This window comes from Turicibacter bilis, assembly GCF_024499055.1.
Taxonomy (GTDB): Bacteria; Bacillota_I; Bacilli_A; order MOL361; family Turicibacteraceae; genus Turicibacter; species Turicibacter bilis.
Genome location: NZ_CP071249.1, coordinates 937,520 through 958,803, shown reverse-complemented (window position 1 = coordinate 958,803; position 21,284 = coordinate 937,520). Strand labels below are relative to the sequence as shown.

General features: G+C 35.5%; 17 protein-coding genes. 15 read left to right on the top strand and 2 right to left on the bottom strand.

Features of this window, described 5'->3' with window-relative positions:
• The first annotated feature begins 4 nt into the window (after positions 1 to 4).
• The 5 genes from J0J69_RS04425 (at position 5) to J0J69_RS04405 (ending at position 3,475) form a co-directional block, all read left to right on the top strand.
• A complete protein-coding gene (locus J0J69_RS04425) occupies positions 5 to 148 on the top strand; it encodes a hypothetical protein (protein WP_156344111.1) in 144 nt (47 codons plus the stop codon).
• 174 nt (positions 149 to 322) lie between these two features.
• Complete coding sequence (locus tag J0J69_RS04420; protein WP_055305515.1) at positions 323 to 1,426, top strand: D-alanyl-D-alanine carboxypeptidase family protein; 1,104 nt, start codon at positions 323 to 325, stop codon at positions 1,424 to 1,426.
• Entirely contained in the window at positions 1,426 to 2,052 is a 627-nt protein-coding gene (locus J0J69_RS04415; protein ID WP_212726058.1) for a nucleoside recognition domain-containing protein, read from the top strand. The genes J0J69_RS04420 and J0J69_RS04415 overlap by 1 nt, the downstream gene beginning before the upstream one ends.
• A gap of 4 nt (positions 2,053 to 2,056) precedes the next feature.
• A complete protein-coding gene (locus tag J0J69_RS04410; RefSeq protein WP_082411177.1) occupies positions 2,057 to 2,575 on the top strand; it encodes a spore maturation protein in 519 nt (172 codons plus the stop codon).
• A 132-nt stretch (positions 2,576 to 2,707) separates the two neighbouring features.
• A complete protein-coding gene (locus J0J69_RS04405) occupies positions 2,708 to 3,475 on the top strand; it encodes a pseudouridine synthase (protein ID WP_055305516.1) in 768 nt (255 codons plus the stop codon).
• 86 nt (positions 3,476 to 3,561) lie between these two features.
• Here the strand turns inward: J0J69_RS04405 and J0J69_RS04400 are convergent, their stop codons facing one another.
• Positions 3,562 to 3,795 carry a ferredoxin gene (locus J0J69_RS04400; protein ID WP_055242048.1) on the bottom strand — a complete coding sequence of 78 codons (234 nt, stop codon included), beginning with the start codon at positions 3,793 to 3,795 and terminating at the stop codon, positions 3,562 to 3,564.
• Between the two features lie 233 nt (positions 3,796 to 4,028).
• Here J0J69_RS04400 and J0J69_RS04395 point away from each other — a divergent pair, with 233 nt between their 5' ends.
• The 10 genes from J0J69_RS04395 to addA all read left to right on the top strand — a co-directional run bounded on the left by J0J69_RS04395 (position 4,029) and on the right by addA (position 19,959).
• Positions 4,029 to 5,012 carry a hypothetical protein gene (locus J0J69_RS04395; RefSeq protein ID WP_212726057.1) on the top strand — a complete coding sequence of 328 codons (984 nt, stop codon included), beginning with the start codon at positions 4,029 to 4,031 and terminating at the stop codon, positions 5,010 to 5,012.
• A 153-nt stretch (positions 5,013 to 5,165) separates the two neighbouring features.
• A complete protein-coding gene (gene cmk, locus J0J69_RS04390) occupies positions 5,166 to 5,831 on the top strand; it encodes a (d)CMP kinase (protein WP_055242051.1) in 666 nt (221 codons plus the stop codon).
• A complete protein-coding gene (locus J0J69_RS04385) occupies positions 5,831 to 7,507 on the top strand; it encodes a S1 RNA-binding domain-containing protein (RefSeq protein ID WP_212726056.1) in 1,677 nt (558 codons plus the stop codon). The genes cmk and J0J69_RS04385 overlap by 1 nt, the downstream gene beginning before the upstream one ends.
• A 138-nt stretch (positions 7,508 to 7,645) precedes the next feature.
• Positions 7,646 to 8,956: a ribosome biogenesis GTPase Der gene (der, locus tag J0J69_RS04380; RefSeq protein ID WP_055274792.1), complete on the top strand. Its 1,311-nt coding sequence runs from the start codon at positions 7,646 to 7,648 to the stop codon at positions 8,954 to 8,956.
• Positions 8,957 to 8,982: 26 nt separating this feature from the next.
• Positions 8,983 to 9,990 carry an NAD(P)H-dependent glycerol-3-phosphate dehydrogenase gene (locus tag J0J69_RS04375; RefSeq protein WP_055305519.1) on the top strand — a complete coding sequence of 336 codons (1,008 nt, stop codon included), beginning with the start codon at positions 8,983 to 8,985 and terminating at the stop codon, positions 9,988 to 9,990.
• Positions 9,991 to 10,105: 115 nt separating this feature from the next.
• The gene (locus J0J69_RS04370; protein WP_055242059.1) at positions 10,106 to 10,354 is read left to right on the top strand and encodes a stage VI sporulation protein F; all 249 of its coding nucleotides are present in this window, start codon (positions 10,106 to 10,108) and stop codon (positions 10,352 to 10,354) included.
• Between the two features lie 337 nt (positions 10,355 to 10,691).
• On the top strand, positions 10,692 to 12,167 hold the full coding sequence (spoIVA, locus tag J0J69_RS04365) for a stage IV sporulation protein A (RefSeq protein WP_055305520.1): 1,476 nt from the start codon (positions 10,692 to 10,694) through the stop codon (positions 12,165 to 12,167).
• Between the two features lie 215 nt (positions 12,168 to 12,382).
• A complete protein-coding gene (hbs, locus tag J0J69_RS04360) occupies positions 12,383 to 12,655 on the top strand; it encodes a non-specific DNA-binding protein Hbs (RefSeq protein WP_212724580.1) in 273 nt (90 codons plus the stop codon).
• A gap of 151 nt (positions 12,656 to 12,806) precedes the next feature.
• Positions 12,807 to 16,364 (top strand): helicase-exonuclease AddAB subunit AddB, encoded by a 3,558-nt coding sequence (gene addB / locus J0J69_RS04355; protein WP_212726055.1) that lies wholly within the window; start codon positions 12,807 to 12,809, stop codon positions 16,362 to 16,364.
• Entirely contained in the window at positions 16,357 to 19,959 is a 3,603-nt protein-coding gene (gene addA, locus J0J69_RS04350; protein ID WP_212724582.1) for a helicase-exonuclease AddAB subunit AddA, read from the top strand. The genes addB and addA overlap by 8 nt, the downstream gene beginning before the upstream one ends.
• 33 nt (positions 19,960 to 19,992) lie before the next feature.
• On the opposite strand, the gene J0J69_RS04345 is transcribed toward addA, so the two are convergent.
• Complete coding sequence (locus tag J0J69_RS04345; protein ID WP_055242069.1) at positions 19,993 to 21,273, bottom strand: FtsW/RodA/SpoVE family cell cycle protein; 1,281 nt, start codon at positions 21,271 to 21,273, stop codon at positions 19,993 to 19,995.
• Positions 21,274 to 21,284 lie beyond the last annotated feature (11 nt).

Here is a 21,284-nt window from a genome sequence, read left to right as displayed (position 1 = left end):
TAGTATGCCAAAAGATCCGAAAAGTAAAAAAGTATCTAAAGCTAAAGCTGCTAAAAATACAGTGGATGTAGAAATTGCAGCCGAAGTAGTTGATGATTCAAAACCTAAACTTAAAAAAGGTAAAAAACCGAAAAAAACATATAATTAAGCATTGAGAGCTAAAGCTACCTTATCAATAGATGGGGTAGTTTTTTTTGTTAGAAGTCGTATACAAATCGTGTAGATGTTTAAAAATCTGTCATAACAGGTGCTTTTATTCACTGATATTTTACGGACATTCATCATACAGTTGTAATAGTTACAGGACTGAGGTGAGCAGAAAATGAAAAAAATTAAGATACTATTGACTATTGCGATATTCGTTGTCTTATTAGCGAACGATTCGAACGGGGTATCGGCAATGGAGATTAGTTCGCAATGTGGGATTCTGATGGAACAATCGACAGGGCGTGTGTTATATGAAAAGTGTCCAGATGATCAAATGTATATTGCAAGTATTACGAAAATCTTAACAACCATTGTTGCGATTGAAAATGCAAATCTGGATGAATGGGTAGAAATATCTGATAATGTCACACGCCAAGTGGGTTCAGCTTTGTATTTAACGTTAGGCGATCAAGTGAAACTAATTGATTTACTATATGGTCTCATGCTTCGATCTGGGAATGATGCCGCAATGGCAATTGCGGAATTTGTTGGGGGCGATGAAGCAAGTTTTGTTAAGATGATGAACGACAAGGCAAAAGAAATCGGAATGACAAATAGTGTATTCCAAAACCCTTCCGGGTTAGATGAGACCACTTATAATTTATCGACGGCTAGAGATATGGCACTCATCATGCAATATGCGATGAATAATCCAATTTTTAGAGAAATTACAGGAACAGAAACACATAAGGCAACTACTAAAAATGGGATGACTTATGTTTGGCATAATAAACATAAATTGGTAACTGGTTATTATGAGTATGCCATTGGGGGAAAAACAGGGTTTACCAAACAAGCTAGACGAACGCTTGTGACATCTGCACGTAAAGATGATATGGAATTAGTTGTAGTAACATTAAAAGCAGGAGATGATTGGAACGATCATATGAATTTATTTAATTATGGATTTGATAATTATCAGGTACAGACCATTATTGAACCAGGGGAAATTCAAGTCTCGAATCAAACATTAAGTGATAAGTTATATGTTGAAAAAATGGTCAATGTGATTGTTAAAAAAGATGGAAGTGAAAAAGTGACAACTAATTTATCATTATATAAAAAAGCAAAGGACAATGAAGTTGGGGTACTGCAAGTTTTAATTAATGGAGAAATTCAACAAGAGATTCCTGTTTATAAGGCTATTACACCAAAAGTTGAAAGCCAATCTTGGTTTGATAAATTAATGAATTGGTTTACAGGGGCGGTGAGCTTCTAATGATACATAAAATATGGATGGGACTTTTTACAGTCGGTATTATCTATAGTTTTTTTTATGGAACAACAAGTGAAGTCAATAACGCGATTTTATCTGGAGCACAAGAAGCTATTAATTTAGTCATTTACCTAGCAGGGATTATGGTGTTTTGGACGGGCGTGTTACAAGTGGCTAATCATTCGAAGATGCTTGATGTCCTTTGCAAGGTATTGGCTCCAGTGACACGCTTTTTATATCCAAAACTTCGAGCGGATCATCCAGCTTTAAAATATTTAACGACAAATATGGTAAGTAATTTATTAGGATTAGGAAGTGCCGCCACGCCAACAGGTCTTAAAGCAATGAAAGAATTACAAGCGACCAATCCCGATCCAAGCAAACCTAGTTTTGAAATGTATACACTTCTTGTCATGAATACAGCAGGATTTACAATTATTCCAACTACTATCATTGGGGTGAGGCATATGTATCATTCAACTAATCCGAGTGAAGTGTTTTTACCTATTCTATTTGCTTCAGGAATCACGACGATTGGTGGGCTAATCATTCATAACGTTTATAGTCGAATGAAACGAATTCCTTCGTCTGGTGATAAAACGATTGCTAAGCGCTATGAAAGAAGGTGATGCGGTGGGAGCGATTAGTGTCTATGTTTTACCTGTATTTTTACTTTCTGTTTTCATGATGGCGTTTGTTAATAAAACAAATGCGTTTGATCACTTCGTTGAAGGGGCTAAAGAGGGGATGAGAACGACAGTATCTCTCGTTCCGAATATTGTTGGAATGATTGTAGCGATTAAAGTGTTTCTTGCCTCAGGGATTGTTGATGCCATTGCACAGTTTCTAAATCCTGTCTTAACAGCGATTCATGTGGATGCTCATGTGTTACCTCTTATGATTCTTAGGCCACTTTCAGGATCAGCTGCTTTAAGTGTAACAACGGATTTAATCTCTATTTATGGTCCAGATTCAACAGTTGGTCGTTTAGCTTCAATCATGCAAGGAAGTACAGATACAACGATTTATATTATTACGGTTTATTTCGCTGCAGTGGGACTAAGTGAAATGAAACATGCCCTTAAACTAGGGTTAACAGCTGATTTAATCGGATTTTTTGCTGCTATTTTAGCAGTCTCACTTTTCTTTTAAGAGTTAAATCACATATGAAATAACACCTCGATTGGATTAAACATTGATTTTTACTTATAATAAAGGTAAAATGATGGTTAAATACAAATTCTTGTCGAATTTAGTATCATCTCTGATTGGAGGATTTTTTACATGGAACGATTACAGAAAGTTATTGCCCATGCTGGAGTTGCATCACGTCGTAAGGCAGAGCAACTAATCTTAGAAGGAAAAGTAACTGTTAATGATAAAGTAGTTCGCGAATTAGGTGTTAAAGTAACTGGAAAGGAAAAAATCGAAGTAGAAGGCATCCCGCTACAACGTGAGAAAAAAGTTTACTATGTTTTACATAAACCACGTGGATTTGTAAGTACGGTATCAGATGAGAAGAATCGTCGTACGGTTGTAGACTTCTTCCAAGATAAAGTATCAGAACGTGTTTATCCGGTTGGTCGTTTAGATTACGATACAGCAGGTGTTTTATTAATGACTAATGATGGTGATTTTGCAAATAAAATGATGCATCCAAGTGGAGAAATCGATAAAGTTTATTTAGCACGTGTTAAAGGAATCGTGACACAAGAAAGTTTAAAGCCATTAGCTCGTGGAGTTAAAATTGATGGATATCAAACGAAACCAGCAACAGCTCAATTAGTGTCAGTGGATAAGAAAAATCAATCCTCATTAGTTCGATTAGTGATTCATGAAGGCCGCTACCATCAAGTTAAAAAGATGTTTGATGCAATTGGATTCCCTGTTAAGAAGCTACGTCGTGAGCAATTTGGAAACATTGATGTAGCTGGACTTGCGGCGGGAGAATTCCGTCCATTAACGCCACATGAAGTTAAAACATTAATTTCGATGGCAAATGATAAAAAAGAAAAACCGAAATTACGCTTTACAAAAATGCGTCAATTCTAAAAAAAGAGCGATTAGTGATCACTAATCGCTCTTTTTTTGAATAAAACATAAAAAAATCCTACATAATAATGTGTGATTTGGTAATATTAGTTAAAAGGTGAGTCTTGAACTTTGATTGCTTCAGTTGGGCATCCTTCTGCAGCATCAATAACATCAGCTTCTAAGCTAGCTTCGATTGCAACAGTACCAGTGTTGTTATCTCCTGAAAATACGTTTTCTGCGTATCCTTCATCATCGTATCCGAATACGTCTGGAGCTACAGCACCACATGCACCACAAGCGATGCACTCATCTTTTGAAACAATTGTGAATTTAGCCATTGTTTTGTCCCCCTTCACAGGAATGATAGTTTGATATCGTGTAATTCAGTTGAATTACATGACTTATTATAAACTAAAAAGACAAAAAAATTCAAATTTAATACTCTAAATAAAATAAAATTATGATATAATTACCTAGTCTTATTTGTTTTTTTTACAAAATAGTAAATAAATCGATATTAAATGTCGGTGCATGATATAAAAATTGTTTAGGAAAAAGGAGTGTGAGTGAGGTGGAACAAAAGGCGGATTATGCTGAATTACGAAGATTGTACTTTAGTCATCCTGAAAAAGATAAAACGCCATCTCATTCGATTGAATCTAACTTTGAATCAGAATTAGATGAACCACTTGAAACGCCTTCTTCTCGTCTACATGAGGTGATGACATCAACTCTAGATGCGAATGAGATGTTTTCATCGATTGGTCAAGATGAGGTAAATGAATTTACGACGCAATTAAGTCAACGTTCAAATGACATTATTCATGCGTTACACGATAAATATGGAGCCCGTACCTATTCAAAAATTACCCAAATGATTAAAAGTGAAGATTTCAGTGAATGGGAGCAATTAGAACAAGAATTACTTTCTGTTCAAGTGGAGTCATTAGTTGAGGAGTCAAGCGATGCTAAATTAGAACCGTCTAGTTTATCACTGTTTGAAGATTCATTTGAAGAATTAGCACTTGATGCGGACGCAGATTTGGATTATTTAGATGCCCTTGTTCAACATGATTACGGCCGTTTACGAAAGTTACAATCTGATAGTGAATGTATTAGCTCTATTTTTAGTGAAATTATTGAAAATGAGCAAAAATCAAGTTCTAATTATCAAGATGATGTTTTTAATAAAAATATTGAATTAATCTTTAATTCAGATGTTGATTTAGATGATTGTGAGTGGGAAGAATTTGAGCGACCGATGATTCAACCGTTAACAACAGATTTAAATGAAACCATTGATCAATTGAAACAAAATACTCAATCATTAGAGACGGAGAAAGTAATAGCAGTTGAACATAAGCAAGCAAGTTTAGAAGTTTTTTATTCTGAACAAAAGAAAGAACAATTAGCAGTGGACGAAGCAACAATGATGGATGAAGTCGTTACTCAACCTATTAAACACAATAAAGTTAATGCATTAAATATGTATATTTTAATGACAGGAATAGTTGTTTTAGCGATTATAATCTATTTAGTGTTACAATCTAAATAAGTAATTTGATTAAACTAAACAGAATCGAATTTAATTCGATTTTTGTTTAGTTTATTTTTTGTAAATATTATGAATAATTGGGGTGAGAACCCTATTTTGTTGTTGTTTATAAATGAAATAATGTGATAAAATAATTACAGTCGAGGTGATAATATGGTTCGTTCTAAAGTAATTGCAATTGATGGACCAGCAGCAGCAGGAAAAAGCACAATTGCTCAAAAAGTAGCTCAAATGTTAGGGTATGTATACATTGATACAGGTGCGATGTATCGTGCAGTAACGCTAAAAGCATTAAATCAAAATATTGATGTTGAAGATGAAGAAACAATTGCAAAAATGCTTCAAGATACAAGTATTCGTTTAACGAATGATAAAAAAGTATTCTTAGATGGAGAAGATGTGACGGATGCAATTCGACAACCGATTGTATCACAAAATGTTTCAGCTGTTTCAGCTCATAAATTTGTTCGTGATGAATTAAAACGTCGCCAAATTGAGTATGCTAAAACAGATAATGTGGTCATGGATGGACGCGATATTGGGACAAACGTATTACCAGATGCAGATTATAAAATCTTTATGACTGCTTCTGTGGAAGTTCGTGCACAACGTCGTTATGATGAAAATTTAAGACGTAACATTCCATGCGATTTAGAAACTTTAAAACAAGAAATTCAAACGCGTGATGAATTAGATTCAACACGTAAACATTCACCATTAATTAAGGCTGAAGATGCGATAGTCGTAGATACTTCAGATTTAACAATTGATGAAGTGATCGATGCAATTATAAATATTGTAAAAGGTGGGGAAAAGTAATGAAACAATTCGATGGTTTCAACCATGAAGAAATGACAATGGGTGACGTATTAGCAATGGAAAACTTTGATTTACCATCAGTAAATGATGTGATCGAAGGTGAAGTTGTTCGTGTAACAAATCAAGAAGTAACTGTTGATATCCATGGGGCAACCGAAGGAACAATTTATTTAAGTGAATTAACATTAGATAAAGTTGATTCAGCTAAAGAAGTTATTAAAGTTGGAGATAAAATCAAAGCGATGATTAAAAAAGTAGACGATGAGCAAATCTTATTATCTCGTCGTGCTTTACTTGAGTATCAACGTTTCCAAGACTTAAAAGTAGCGTTTGAAAAAGGGGAAACATTAGAAGCAAAAGTTGAACGCGCTGTAAAAGGTGGATTAATTGTAAACATCGGAATGGAAGCTTTTTTACCAGCGAATATGATTGACGTTACATATGTTTCTGATTTAGAACAATATGTAGGACAAACCGTTTCAGTACGTATTGTTGAGTTCAATGCTCGTAATAAAAAAATTAAAGTATCTCGCAAAATCGTTGTGGCTGAGCAATTAAAAGCACAACGAGAAGACCAATTCTCAACATTAACAGTTGGAGAAGTGGTTGAAGGGACAGTTGTCCGTATTGAAAAATACGGGGCATTCGTTCGCTTTGGGGCTTTAGAAGGATTAGTACATATTTCTGAGATTTGTCACTTACCAGTAGAAAAAGTTGAAGATGTGTTAGCTGTAAATCAAGCAGTGACAGCTAAGGTGATTAAAATTGAAGGAACAAAACTTCAATTATCAATCAAAGCTATTTTACCAACTCCATTTGAACAATTCGTTTCAGCCTATCAGGTAGGGGATATTGTTGAAGGTGAAGTTGTTCGTTTAATGGATTTTGGAGCATTTGTTGAGGTAGCACCAGGCGTAGAAGGATTAGTTCACCTTTCTGAATTATCTTGGGATCATAAAGTGAAGCTTGAAGATATTGTATCTGAAGGAAAACGTGTATCTGTACGTGTTCTTTCAATTGATAGCCAAAATCAGCGTTTAGCTTTATCAATCAAAAAAGTTGAACAAGATCCATGGGTAGCCTTCGGACATAACGTTGGAGATGTAATTAAAGGTCAAGTGACGAATATCACGGACTTAGGGGCATTCATTAAAGTTGCTCCATACATTGAAGGTTTATGTCATTATACAGAAACTTCATGGAATCCTAATGTGAAATTAGCGTCATTAGTTGCTGTTGGGGATGAAGTTGAAGTGAAAATTATTTCATTAGATGCTAAAAAACATCGCTTAGGATTATCTTTACGTCAAGTAAAATCAAATCCTTGGACAGAAGTAACATTTAAATCTGGAGATGTGATCACTGGGAAAGTAGAATCAGCGAATGATCGTGGTGCTTTCGTGGCAGTTGCTGAAGATGTTGTTGGCTTCTTACCAATGAATCAAATCACTGAAAAACGTATCTCTCGTGTAGAAGATGCGTTATCAATTGGACAAGATGTTGACGTAAAAGTGGTTCGTTTTGAACCAAATAATTTTAAACTAGAATTAAGTATTCGTCGTATTAAAGAAGATGCAGAGCGCGAAGAATTCAATAAATATATGCAACAACAAGAAACAGTAGAAAATGAAACATTAGGGGATTTATTTGGGGATGCTTTAAAAAACTTACTATAATAAATTCCAAGTTTCAGTTATAAAAAGGGGGAATTTCCCCCTTTTTATATTCATGATTGAAAATTTGACTAATGCCGTCAAAAACTACTATAATATTAACGACTTATTTTTTGTGTAAAGATGAAAGAAGGTGGCAACATGGTATTACCTGTAGTAGCAATCGTAGGACGTCCGAACGTTGGAAAGTCTACAATTTTTAATCGTATCGTAGGATCACGTGTGTCAATCGTAGAAGATGAGCCAGGGATTACTCGTGACCGTATTTACAGTAGTGGAGAATGGTTAACACGTAAATTCAATGTTATTGATACGGGTGGTATTGAAATTGGTGATGAACCATTTATGAAACAAATTAAGCATCAAGCGGAAATCGCAATGGATGAAGCCGATGTTATCGTATTTGTTACAAATGCTCGTGATGGAATCACACAAGCGGATCAAGAAGTGGCAAATATGTTATATAAGACAAATAAACCAGTCGTTTTAGTTGTTAATAAAGTGGATGACGTAAACTTTAAGGAGCAAATTTATGAATTCTATTCATTAGGTTTAGGTGATCCAATTGCAACATCAGCTGTTCATGGGATTGGATTCGGGGACATGTTAGATCAAATTGTGTTAAACATGCCTGAGAAAAAAGGAATGGAATATGATGAAGATGTCACAAAATTCTGTTTAATCGGACGTCCAAACGTTGGGAAATCTTCGTTAACAAATGCGCTTCTTGGTGAAGAACGTGTTATTGTTAGTGATATTGCTGGAACAACACGTGATGCAATCGATACAGAGTTCACTAAAGATGGACAAAAATATGTAGTTATCGATACTGCTGGTATGCGTAAGCGTGGTAAAGTATATGAAACAACTGAAAAATATAGTGTTCTTCGCGCTTTAAGTGCTATTGATCGAAGTGATGTTTGTTTAATTGTAATTGATGCCTCTAAAGGGTTAATCGAGCAAGACAAGCGTGTGGCAGGATATGCACATGAAGCTGGAAAAGCAGTTGTGATTGTAGTAAATAAATGGGATGCAATTGAGAAAACTGATAAAACGATGAAAGAATGGGAAGATTTAATTCGTACTGACATGGCGTTCTTAGACTATGCCCCAATTGTCTTCTTATCTGCTTTAACAAAACGTCGTTTACATACCTTATTTGAACCATTAAATTTAGCGGCTGAAAACCATAAGAAACGTGTCGTAACACATGTCTTAAATGATGTCATTATGGATGCAGTGGCAATGAATCCAACGCCAACTCATAATGGACAACGTTTACGTGTTTACTATGCGACACAAGTTTCAACACAACCACCAACATTTGTTATTTTCGTAAATGATCCTGAATTATTACACTTCTCATATAAACGTTATTTAGAGAACTGCTTACGTCAGGCATTTGGATTCGAAGGAACACCAATTCATATCATTGCAAGAAATCGTGATTAATGATAGGTTAATGAGGAGGATTTATAATGGCTAAGAATGTAACAGTAGTGGGTGCTGGGAGTTGGGGAACAGCATTAGCACAAGTTTTATGTGATAATCAAAATAATGTAAAATTATATGACTTAAATCAAGAAATTGTGGATGATATTAATCAAAATCATCGTAATTCACGTTTCTTTGCAGATGTTCAGTTACCAGTTGGACTAGTTGCAACAACAAATTTAACAGAAGCATTAAAAGATGCACAAATAATTTTACTTTCTGTTCCAACGAAAGTGATTCGTGATGTCTTAAAAACGATTAATGAGCAGTTAGATCACGCTGTCATGATTATTAATGCAAGTAAAGGGATTGAACCTGGAACGCATAAGCGTGTATCTGAAATTGTAGCTGAAGAAATTGATCAAACTTACTTAGAGGCGTTTGTTGCCTTATCGGGACCTTCTCATGCTGAAGAAGTGATTGAGCGTGCGCTGACAACCGTTACTTGTGCGGCAACAGTAGCAGATAAAGCAAATGAAATTCAAAAAATGTTTAATAATGAATATTTCCGCGTTTATCGTGTCGATGATTTAATCGGTGTTGAAATTGGTGGGTCAATTAAAAATGTGATTGCACTTGCTGCTGGAATCATTGCGGGACTTGGATATGGAGATAATCCGAAAGCCGCTTTAATCACACGTGGCTTAGTTGAGATTAAACGTCTTGGAGCAGCTGTTGGAGCAAAAGAAGAAACATTCAGTGGTTTAAGTGGTTTAGGCGACTTAATCGTAACATGTACGTCTGTTCATAGCCGAAACTGGCAGGCTGGATATAAAATCGGAAGTGGTTCAAATCTTCAAGAGGCGATCGATAGTATGACGATGGTCGTTGAAGGAGTACGAACTTGTCAAGCGACATATGAAATGGCACAAGCTTTACAGATTGAAATGCCAATTGTTGAAACGGTTTATGAGGTTATTTTCAATAAATTAGATCCACGTGTTGCAATTGCTCAATTAATGACTCGTGAGATGAAACCTGAGTTTTATTAATGATAAAAAAACTTTTAGGATTGGACAAAAAATATAAATTATTTGCCTAATAGGTACAAATTACCTCCTGGTGTCATATGTTATATTGAACATGAGACATGAGGAGGTTTTAATTATGTTTGATAATCTTTTTGGACGATTTGGGAAAGATGTAAATGTGAATCAAGCGGATCTTTTTAATATTGCCGACCAAGCTTCTACAATGGATTTGAAAAATGAAGAGCAAGTTCGTGCTTTGATTCAAAGTGTTGGGGCAATGGTAGGACGTAAAGTAGATAAATCAGTTGAAGATCAATTAACAAAAATGATTATTAATGGGGAAGTTCCAACTGATATGAATGAATTATTAAAAATGATGATGTAACCATCATCAATGGTTTTAATTAAGATGGTATTGATTGAGAAAAGAACTTAGCTACGCTAAGTCCTTTTTTTGTTTGAATAAAGTAAAAGATAATCAAGAATATAAAATTCATTAAAAGTTATCATATCTGACACACAGTGATGCATATAATTCGAAGAAAACGCAGGCCTGCAGCCTAATTCACAATCAAATTAGGTTAGAGTGAATCATAAAAATTCATTCAATCGCAGTACAGTAGAAAAGTTTTTAAAAGTTTTATTTAAATTCTCTCATAAAGTAGAGGATAAGCATCATACATTGATATTGACAAATATAAGTGAAAATGGAGGTTTACGATATGGAAACTAATGAACTGATGAGAGACGTCTTTGCCCGCACTAATGGAGAATTCTATTTAGGTGTAGTAGGAGCAGTTCGTACGGGAAAATCTACGTTCATCAAAAAATTCATGGAAACACTTGTTATTCCATTAGTTGAAGATGAAAACGTAAAAAAACGTATGATTGATGAATTACCTCAAAGTGCGAATGGAAAAACAATTATGACAACGGAACCAAAATTCGTTCCAGCACAAGCCGTAAATGTAACGGTTGAAGGAGAAGTATCAGCAAATATTCGCTTAATTGACTGTGTGGGATACGTGATTCCGAGTGCGGTTGGTTATGAAACAGAAGAAGGACCACGCATGGTTAATACACCATGGTATGAAGAACCAATTCCATTTGTTGAAGCCGCAGCAATTGGAACACAAAAAGTGATTGAAGATCACTCACATATTGGAATTGTAATGACAACTGATGGATCGATTGGAAACTTTGATCGTGAGGATTACTTAGAAGCTGAGCAATTAGTTATCGAGCAATTAAAAGCGATTAATAAACCATTTATCGTCATCTTGAATACGACGCATCCAAAAACAGAAGATGTGGCGGAGTTACGTGGACAATTACAAGATGAATATGGGGTTCCAGTTATTCCATTAAGTGTTGAAAATATGACGAAAAAAGATATCTATAGTGTGTTAACTGAAGCATTATATGAATTCCCAGTTTCAGAATTAGATATCAAATTGCCAAGTTGGGTGGATGCTTTAAGTGATGACAACTGGTTAAAAGCTCGTTTCTTAAAATTAATTAATCAAAGTACAAATGAGTTTTATAAGCTTCGTGATATCAACTACTTAGCTGAAGAGTTAAAAGCAGAAGATATCGTTGAAGATTGCTATATTAGTGCCCTTGATGCTGGGGTGGGGTTAGCTGAATTAGAAATTAAAGTTCCTAATCAGTTATACGATCAAATCTTAACTGAATTAGTTGGACCAATTAAAGATAAAGCAGATTTAATGTATTTATTACAAGATTATGCAAATATTAAAAAAGAATACGAACCAATCGCGGGTGCTTTACAAATGGTAAAACAACTTGGATATGGGATTGCCACACCAGCTATTGAAGATATGACTTTAAGTGAGCCAACAGTCGTTAAACAAGGGGCTCGCTATGGCGTACGCTTAAAAGCGATTGCACCATCTATTCATATGATTCGTGTTGATGTTGAATCTGTTTTTGAACCAATTATTGGAACTGAACAACAAAGTAAAGATTTAATCGACTACATCTTAAAAGATGCGGATGAAAATCCATTATCAATTTGGTCAACTGAAGTCTTTGGACGTTGCTTAAGTGACATCGTTCGTGATGGAATTTCTGCTAAACTATATGCAATGCCAGAAAATGCTCGCATGAAACTTCAAGAAACATTAATTAAAATTGTCAACCAAGGTAATGGCGGATTAATTGCGATCATGCTATAATGTATGCGAAAATTCTCTCATCAGCCTGTTGATGAGAGAATTTTTATTATTATTTTGAAAAATTTTGCTTAGTTGTTTAAAGCTTACGGAATTATTACATAATAGGATAAAATAGTGTTATATCAACAAAATATGCAAATAAATGTTTGCAACCCTATAGGGGGTGTGGTAAACTTTTACTTGCAATGAAACATCTTAGGAGGTATTTAAAACTTATGAACCGTTCTCAATTAGTAGATAAAATCGCTGAAAAAGCTGAGTTAACAAAAAAAGATGCAGATAAATTTTTAAGTGCTTATATCGAAACAGTAACTGAAGCGTTACAACAAGATGACAAAGTAGCTTTAGTAGGATTCGGTACATTCGAAGTTCGCGAACGTGCTGCACGTCAAGGACGTAACTTACATACTGGAGAAACTATTGAAATCGAAGCTAGCAAATACCCAGCTTTCAAACCTGGAAAAGCTTTAAAAGACGCTTTAAAATAATTGATAGATGATTGACAAGACAACTTCTGATGAGTTGTCTTTTTTTTCATTTTTTTAGCACCTTTAGAACATGGTATAATAACAATAGATTTCATCGTTTAGCATACATGAAAATCAACCATATTACACTAAAGGATAAAGAGGTGAGAGTATGAGTATTCGTTTCATTGTGGGACGATCTGGGGTAGGAAAAACTCGTGTTATTTTAGATGAAATTAAACAGGCTTGTGACAGTGTACCACAAGGGGATCCTATCTATGTCATCGTTCCCGATCAGATGTCATTTCATATGGAGTATCAGTTACTGAAGCAAAGTGAGCATCCGAGTTTAATGCGTGTTCAAGGATTAAGTTTTAGCCGCTTTGCTTATCGTATTTTACAAGAAACTGGGGGATTAAGTCGTTATCATTTGGATCAAGTGGGACTGGCTATTTTACTTCAAAAAGTAATGAACGAAAAAAAGGAAGACTTAACAGTATTCCCGTTTTATGCAAACAAGCCCGGTTTTATCAATAAAGTCAGTGAAATGATTGCGGAGTTTAAAAACTATTGTGTTAGTCCATCGCAGTTATTTCAATGTGTGAATCAACCACATGAAGATCTAAATTGGTCATTACAATCAACGAAAAAAATTAATGACTTGGCGGTTTTATACGAAACATTTCAACAAGTCTCTTTTAATAAATATTTAATGAGTGAAGATTATTATACGCTTTTAAGTGAGCAAATTGCCAACAGCCAAACGGTGGCAAATAGTGATTTTTACGTCGATGGTTATCATATTTTTAATAAGCAAGAGGAATTAATTTTATTCCAACTCATGAAATATGCTAAATCAGTGACCGTTGTTTTAACACACGATTTAAACTCAGAAAGTCAAGTGTTTGAAATGTCAGGGCGTACACTCACTCGTTTACAAAATGGGGCAGAAGAACGAGGATTAACTTATGAAATATGTGAGTTAACCGCACATGAACAGTCTCGATTCTTTAAGGCAAGTGCACTAAATCACTTAGAGAAACATTTTTTACAAGTTCCACTTGTTCCCTCAAATGAAGAGGGGATTTCTTTCTTTACAGCCGCCAATCGTCGAATCGAAGTTGAGGAAGTCGCGAAACGAATTCATCACTTAGTTCATGATGGTGGGTGTACTTATAGTGATATCGCCATTTATACAGGAGACGCGGCTGCTTATGATGAATTAATTGCGGCCATCTTTACGAAATTTGAAATTCCAATGTTCTTAGACTATAAAGAGTCCATGTTATACCATCCGTTAATGACGATGATTTATCATTTATTTGATGTTATCCTAAATCAATGGCGTCACGAATCGTTGTTTACGGTGATCAAGACCGGTTTGCTAATGAATGTCGAAGGATTAAAAAAAGGACAGTCTTTTTATGAGTTGTATCAAGCTTATCAACGACAAGTTGATTTATTAGAAAACTACTGCTTAGCTCGAAACTTAAAAAAATCAGATTGGCAAACATCAGAAGATTGGGTCTATGAACGTTATCAAGGTCTTGGACGTGGGTATGTTAAAACGGATGCCGACCTTGAATTAGAACAAAAAGTGAATCGAATTCGTAAAGAAGTCAGTACACTGATTTCTTCCTTTGAATCGAAGTTAAAGAAAGCTAAAACGTACAAGGATTATGCGATCGCTACGTTTAGTTTCCTAGAAGAGTGTCAAGTTCCACAAAAACTGGCATTATTCGAGGAAAGTGCTCAAGAGTTACAAGACTTGAAGCTATATAAACAGCACGGTCAGGTTTGGAATCAATTGCTTTCTCTTTTTGAACAACTGGTTGAAATTGGTCAAGAAGAAGCCGTTAGCTTAGAAGACTTCGTGAATGTCTTTAAGTCTGGGATTGAAGAGATGGCGTATGCAACTGTTCCACCACGTCTGGATCAAGTGTCGATTGGGGAGCTTCGTCGTGCCCGTTATCAGCTCGTGAGTGATTTAACGACACCTGGACAATATGGCATTAAGCATGCCTTTGTCTTAGGAGTTAACGAAGGACAAATTCCAAAATCGATGACGGAAAGTAGTTTATTAAGTGAAACAGAACGTGAATCATTGAAAGCATTTGGAATTGAACTAGCGCCAAGCCTTGTTCAAACGCAAATCGATGAGCAATTTATTTTATATACCGTGTTTACGTCGCCCAAAGAATCATTAACGTTATCGTATGCAAGTAGTAACGATGAGGGAAAAGAATTTTTACCATCGTATATTTATGCGCATTTAAGAAGTTTATTCCCAGATGCTCCTGAAGATCATGTTGGACGTGAATGGGAAGAGGAAGTGTATGAGCATTTAACAACCCATTCACAAACGGTGGCTCATTTAATTGCGACGTTAAAGCAATATCCGAATCGTCGTTCTTACTATGAACCGTTATTAGATTATTATCAAGAAACGCAGCCTATTGTCTACCAAATGATCATGCAAATTTTAAATTATCAAAATGAAGTGACAAATTTAGATGCACAGATTACGAAGCAATTATACAGTGATGAAATTGTTGCTAGTGTTTCACGCTTAGAGCTATTTAACCAATGTGAGTTCGCTCATTATCTCCGTTATGGGTTAAAATTAAAAGAACGTGAACAATATAAGCTTGATTTACCGCATATTGGAGAGCTTTATCATGAGGCCTTAAAACGGATTGCGGAGTTGATTAAGAAAGAGAATCGTACCTTTGCGGATTTAACACCTGATGAATGTTTGACGTTATCAAAAATGGTATCCGATGAATTAAGTGAGCAATTATTATATAAAATTTTACGTCAAAGTAAACGAATGATGAAACTAACGGAACGTTTAACCCAAGTCGTCTATAAGACGTTACTTGGACTAAAATATCAAGGGAATCATAGTGCATTTAAGCCACTATTCTTTGAATTACCCTTTGATACGCAACAAACAACGGGAATTCACTTAAAATCACGCGAGTTACCTAATGGTTTTAAGTTATCGTTAAAGGGAATTATTGACCGTGTCGATGTGGCGAAAAATGAAAAAGGTGATCACGCGTATTTACGAATCATTGATTATAAATCGAGTGAAAAGGATTTAGAGCTTGATAAAGTGTATTATGGACTCAGTTTACAGTTACTGACGTATTTAGATATCGTTGTTTCAAATGCTCTACAGTTAATCGACATGCCAGCTGAGATTGGAGGATTATTATACTTCCATGTGCATCGCCCATTTATTAGTCATGATGTTGATGATTTATTACGGCAAGAAGCGTATGAACAAAAAGTTGAGCAAATGCAGCATGAAAAATATAAGATGAATGGTTATTTACCAGAAGATTATGAAGTCGTTCATTTAAGTGACCAGCGTTTAAGTGAGCAGTCAAAAAGTGATATTGTGCCGATTACACTCAAGAAAGATGGAAGCTTCTCAGCAAGAGGAAATGCAACGTTAACGGGGGAGTCATTACAGATGCTTCGTAGATACACAAATCAAATGATTGAGGAGTCAGCCACAAGAATTACGCAAGGCCAATTAAATATTAATCCAATGAAGTACGGAAAAAGTACAGCCTGTGATTATTGTCAGTATCGAGGAATCTGTCAATTTGATCCCGATTTCTTAGGAAACGAATCCCGACTGTTACCTAAAATGAAAGCTGATCTTGCGATGGAAGCGATGAAATGTAAATTAGAGGAAGGAGGAGACGGAGATGAGTAATATTCCTAAAAAGCCGGATGATACAATATGGAATGATGAACAATGGCAAGCTATCTATGAGAAAGGACATGATTTATTAATCTCTGCTGGAGCAGGATCAGGAAAAACAGCCGTCTTAGTTGAACGAATAATTCAAAAAATTTTAATTGATCATATTAACATCGATGAATTACTCGTCTTAACCTTCACAGAAGCAGCAGCAGCTGAAATGAAGCAGCGTATCCGTGCTCGTATTGAGCAAGAACTTGCTAAACAACCAGGGAATTTAGTTCTTTCGGCTCAATTAAATAAAATTTCAGCAGCCAATATTTCGACCTTTCATGCCTTTTGTAATAAATTAATTCGTCGTTACTATTACTTACTTCAACTCGATCCAGTGTTCAAAATTGCAGATGACATTGAAGTGGGTATTTTACAAGATGATGTCATCGAAGAATTATTTGATGAACTGGCGGAAATTGAGGATGAGAATTACCTTTGTTTAAGTGAGAGCTTTAATAGTGATCGCGATGACGAGGCGTTAAAAACGATGTTACTGAAAGTTTATGAGTTGGCTCGTTCTAATCCACAGATGCATCAGTGGCTCATGAATTTACGCTCTTTATATGAGTGGGATGGACATGATTTACAGTCATGGCGCTATTATCAGGAAATTGGAAAACTAATTGCGCCTTCGATTGATGAAGCCCTTTTAGATTTAGAAAAGGCACGTGAATTTGCGAAAGATGCTGAAGTCATGGGAATTGATCATAAATATCGGACAGAAGTTTATGACCAAGACGTCGCTTATGCAACTCGTTTAAAAGAAAGCCAACAATCAGCTTATGCTGATTTGCGTGAAGCCTTTAAAAATACGAAATTAGCTACCTTCCCTCGTTTTAATGCAAAACAATATGATAAAGAAGCTCATGAACAGAGTAAAAATGCACGAGATGCTTTTAAAAAACGTTTAGGAAAACTTGAAGAGAAGTATTTCGTGTACTCTAATGAAACACATGCCCGCCATTTTAATGAAAGTGAACACTTAGTCATCGCATTATCAACGCTTGTGATGAAGTTTCATGAACGATTTCTGAAGGCGAAGCGTGAACGTCAGATGCTTGACTTCTCCGATTTAGAATGGAACACGCTTCACTTATTAGTTCAAGAGGATCAACCAACCGATGTTGCAAGGGATATTTATCATCAATTCAAAGAAATTATGATTGATGAGTATCAAGATACGAACTCGATGCAAGAATGTATCATTACCTCAATTGCAAAGGTTGCCCAGCCTGAAATTCCGATCTTCATGGTAGGAGATGTGAAGCAATCAATTTATCGCTTCCGTTTAGCAGAGCCGAGCATTTTTCAAGGTAAGTATCAAGCCTATTCAAGTAATAAAGAGGCCGGAAATAAAATCGACCTAATGAAAAACTATCGTTCACATCAACAAGTCATTGATGCGACGAACTTTATCTTTAAGCAACTCATGGATGAACCAGTTGGAGAAATTGAGTATGATGAAGCGGCCATGTTAAAGCTTGGAGTAACCGGTGAAAATAATGATGAATTTAACAAAAGTGAAGTGCATTTAATTGATAAAAAACAGTTTGATGAAGAGAGTGAAGCAGACTTAAATGCGATCGAAATTGAAGCCCATCATATTGCCCGTCTGATTTTACAGTGGGTAAATAATGGACAAGAAATTTATGATCGTAAAAAAGGATGTTATCGTCCTATTACGTATCAAGATATTGTGATTTTAATGCGTTCACTTGGTAGTGTGACGATTTTCCAAGATGTCTTCAGACTTTATAACATCCCACTCTTTACGGAACAAAATACCGATTTATTTGACTCGATTGAGATTATTAACTTAGTCTCTTGTTTAAAAGTCATTGATAATCCATATCAAGATATTCCACTCGTTGGTTTGATGCGTTCCCCATTATTCTTCTTCACTGAGCGTGAATTGTCATTGATTAAAGTGGCAACAAAAGCTAATTCATTTTATGATTTAGTTCTTTACTACCGACAGGCCGGAGAAGATGAACTGTTAAAACAAAAAGTGGCTCAATTTGTACAGACGATTGAACGTTGGCGTTTTGAATCAAAAACGACATCGTTATCTCAATTGATTATTCGTATTTATGAGCAGACCTTATACTATGAATTCGTTTTAGGACTCCCACATGGCTATTTACGAAAAGCGAATCTTGATGTCTTTGTTGATAAAGCGCGAATGTATGAAAATAGTACGAAAAAAGGATTGTATGGGTTTGTGAATTATATTGATCGTATGCAAGCACTTGGGAAGCATTTCGGAAAAGCAAAGACGGTGACAGCGAATGAAAATGTCGTTCGAATTATGTCGATTCATAAATCAAAAGGATTAGAATTCCCAGTTGTCTTTGTGTCACAAATTCATAAAACATTTAACCGTCAAGATGAATTAGGAAATTATCTCGTGCATAAAAAGTATGGGGTTGCTGTAAAATACATTGATCCTGTGCTTCGACTAAAGCAAAAGACGATTGCTCAAAGTGTGGTAGGGTCGATGATCCATAAAGAGATGTTAGCTGAAGAGATGCGTCTGTTATACGTAGCCATGACGCGTGCAAAATCAAAACTGATTTTTACGGGGGTCTTTGATACTGAAAAGAAATTGGCTTCAATGAATGAAGTGATTAAAGATTCATCTTGGTTACTACCATCAAGTCATCGTTTAAGTGCAAAAAATTATGCAGATTGGGTGATTCCGGCCGTCTTAAAGCATAAAGACTCAAAGGAAATCGTCGAAACGTGTTGTGAAGCGAAGCCGTTCTTCTTAGATGATCAAAGTTCATGGTGTTTACGTATCATTACCGAGCATGAGCAACTAGAAGAACAAGAAATTGAAAACCAACAGGTTGAAATGCAACCACCGGCTCTTGACTTTGAGAAGATTTTTGATCATTCATATGATTATCAACCGCTTGTTGAAATTAATGCGAAACAATCCGTCTCTCAACGAAAAGAAGAAGAAACCACCCCGATGTTTAAAGGGATTCCTGAAGTTAAGCCACAAGTCGCCTATGATCGTCCATCATTTATGAAAGAACAACAAGTGAGTGGACCAGAAGCGGGAACTGCACTACATCAATTCATGCAACACTTGCCGATAAGTCTCGATCATACGCTTGAGAGTTTGCAAGATATGAAAACTCGTGTGATAGAAAAAGAAATGATGACTGAGGCAATGGCTAATAAAATTGATTTACAACAAGTATTAGCTTTCACAAAGAACCCTCTTTATGAACAATTGACGAAAGCAATAAGTGTGAAAAAAGAGGTTCCATTCATGACGCTTGTTAAAGTTGCCGATCATGAACAATCTCAAATTTTATTACAAGGGGTTATCGATTTATTAGCAGAATTTGAGGATTACGTTTGGATTATTGATTATAAAACCGATTATGTTCGTGATTTTAATACTCAATATGAAGAGCTAAAAGATCGCTACGCGGTGCAGATGAAGTATTACTCAAAAGCCATTAAAGAAATTTATCCTACTAAAAAAGTAAGCTGTTATGTATACTTTTTAAAAGTTCAACAATATATTGTTTATGAATAGAAAAAAGCTGAATCCCAAAAGGGTTCAGCTTTTTTAATCATCAAATTTTACATTGTCTTTAATATAGGCTTTTGTTTTTAAATAGAGCGTACGCTCATGATAATCGACTTCGTTATGTTTAATCTTAATGCCTTCAATATAAGAAGCTAAGACGAGACCGAATAAAATCATGTAAGAGAGTGAAGAACTCCCCCCATAACTAACAAATGGTAATGTTACCCCTGTGATCGGAAGAAGACCAATCGTCATTCCAATATTTTCGATTTGTTGGAAGAATAACATACCAAAAATTCCAATACAAACATAACTGTTATAATGTCCACGGTTTAATGTGGCGGTATTTAAAATTTCATAATCAAATAAACCACATAAAATAACGGTAATTAACGTTCCAATGAGTCCAAAGTCCATCCCGATGACCGCAAAGATAAAATCGGTATGAGCTTCTGGGAAGTAGACTAACGAACTTTGGAATCCATTCCCAATTAAATTTCCAGAACCAATGGCTAATAACCCTTTAGCAAGTTGCATTCCTTCATTTCCCATCGTTCCAAAGGGGTCAAACCAACCAGAGAAACGACTTAATTTATAAAGGTCAATCTTTAATGTTTCCGTTAGAAACTCAGGAAAGACGCCTACTAATAAAATAAATAAAGTAACGATAACCGCTACAAAGCCACCAACAGTTAAAATATAACGCCATTGAATACCGGATGCAAAAATCATCAGAGCAACGAAGAATAAAATAATCATCGTAATTCCTGAATCGGGTTGTTCAAAGATAAGGAAAGCTGGCGGTAAGACAGCTGCCATAATTTTAACTAACAAATGTAAATCTGTTTTAAATGTTCGTGTCAGATGTGGATATCGCTCATTATGCGTTTGAATAATATCAGCGACAACTAGCACAATTCCAATTTTCATAAATTCAGAGGGCTGGATGGTTCCAATACCGGGTAAATTATACCAAGAAACAGCGCCATTTGTTGCTTCTTTTACCAATGGAATGGGGATATGAAATTTTTTATAAATGAATAAACCTAATAAAGGAATCATCCAAAAACCATAAATCCACCAACGAAGGGCGCGAATTCGATCCACACCAATGATGACAACTAAAATAGCGACAAATGCACCTAGACTAACGAACATTAATTGCTTCGTCGCATAGTTAGCCGGAAGGTTAGGATAGTTGATTTTAGCAAGTGGAATGGCAGATTGGATAGCTACAATTCCAATTCCGATAATTAAAATCAAGTACACGATAATGGGATTATATAATAAAATCCGAAATTTATTTAAAATAGTTCTCAAGTTTATCACCT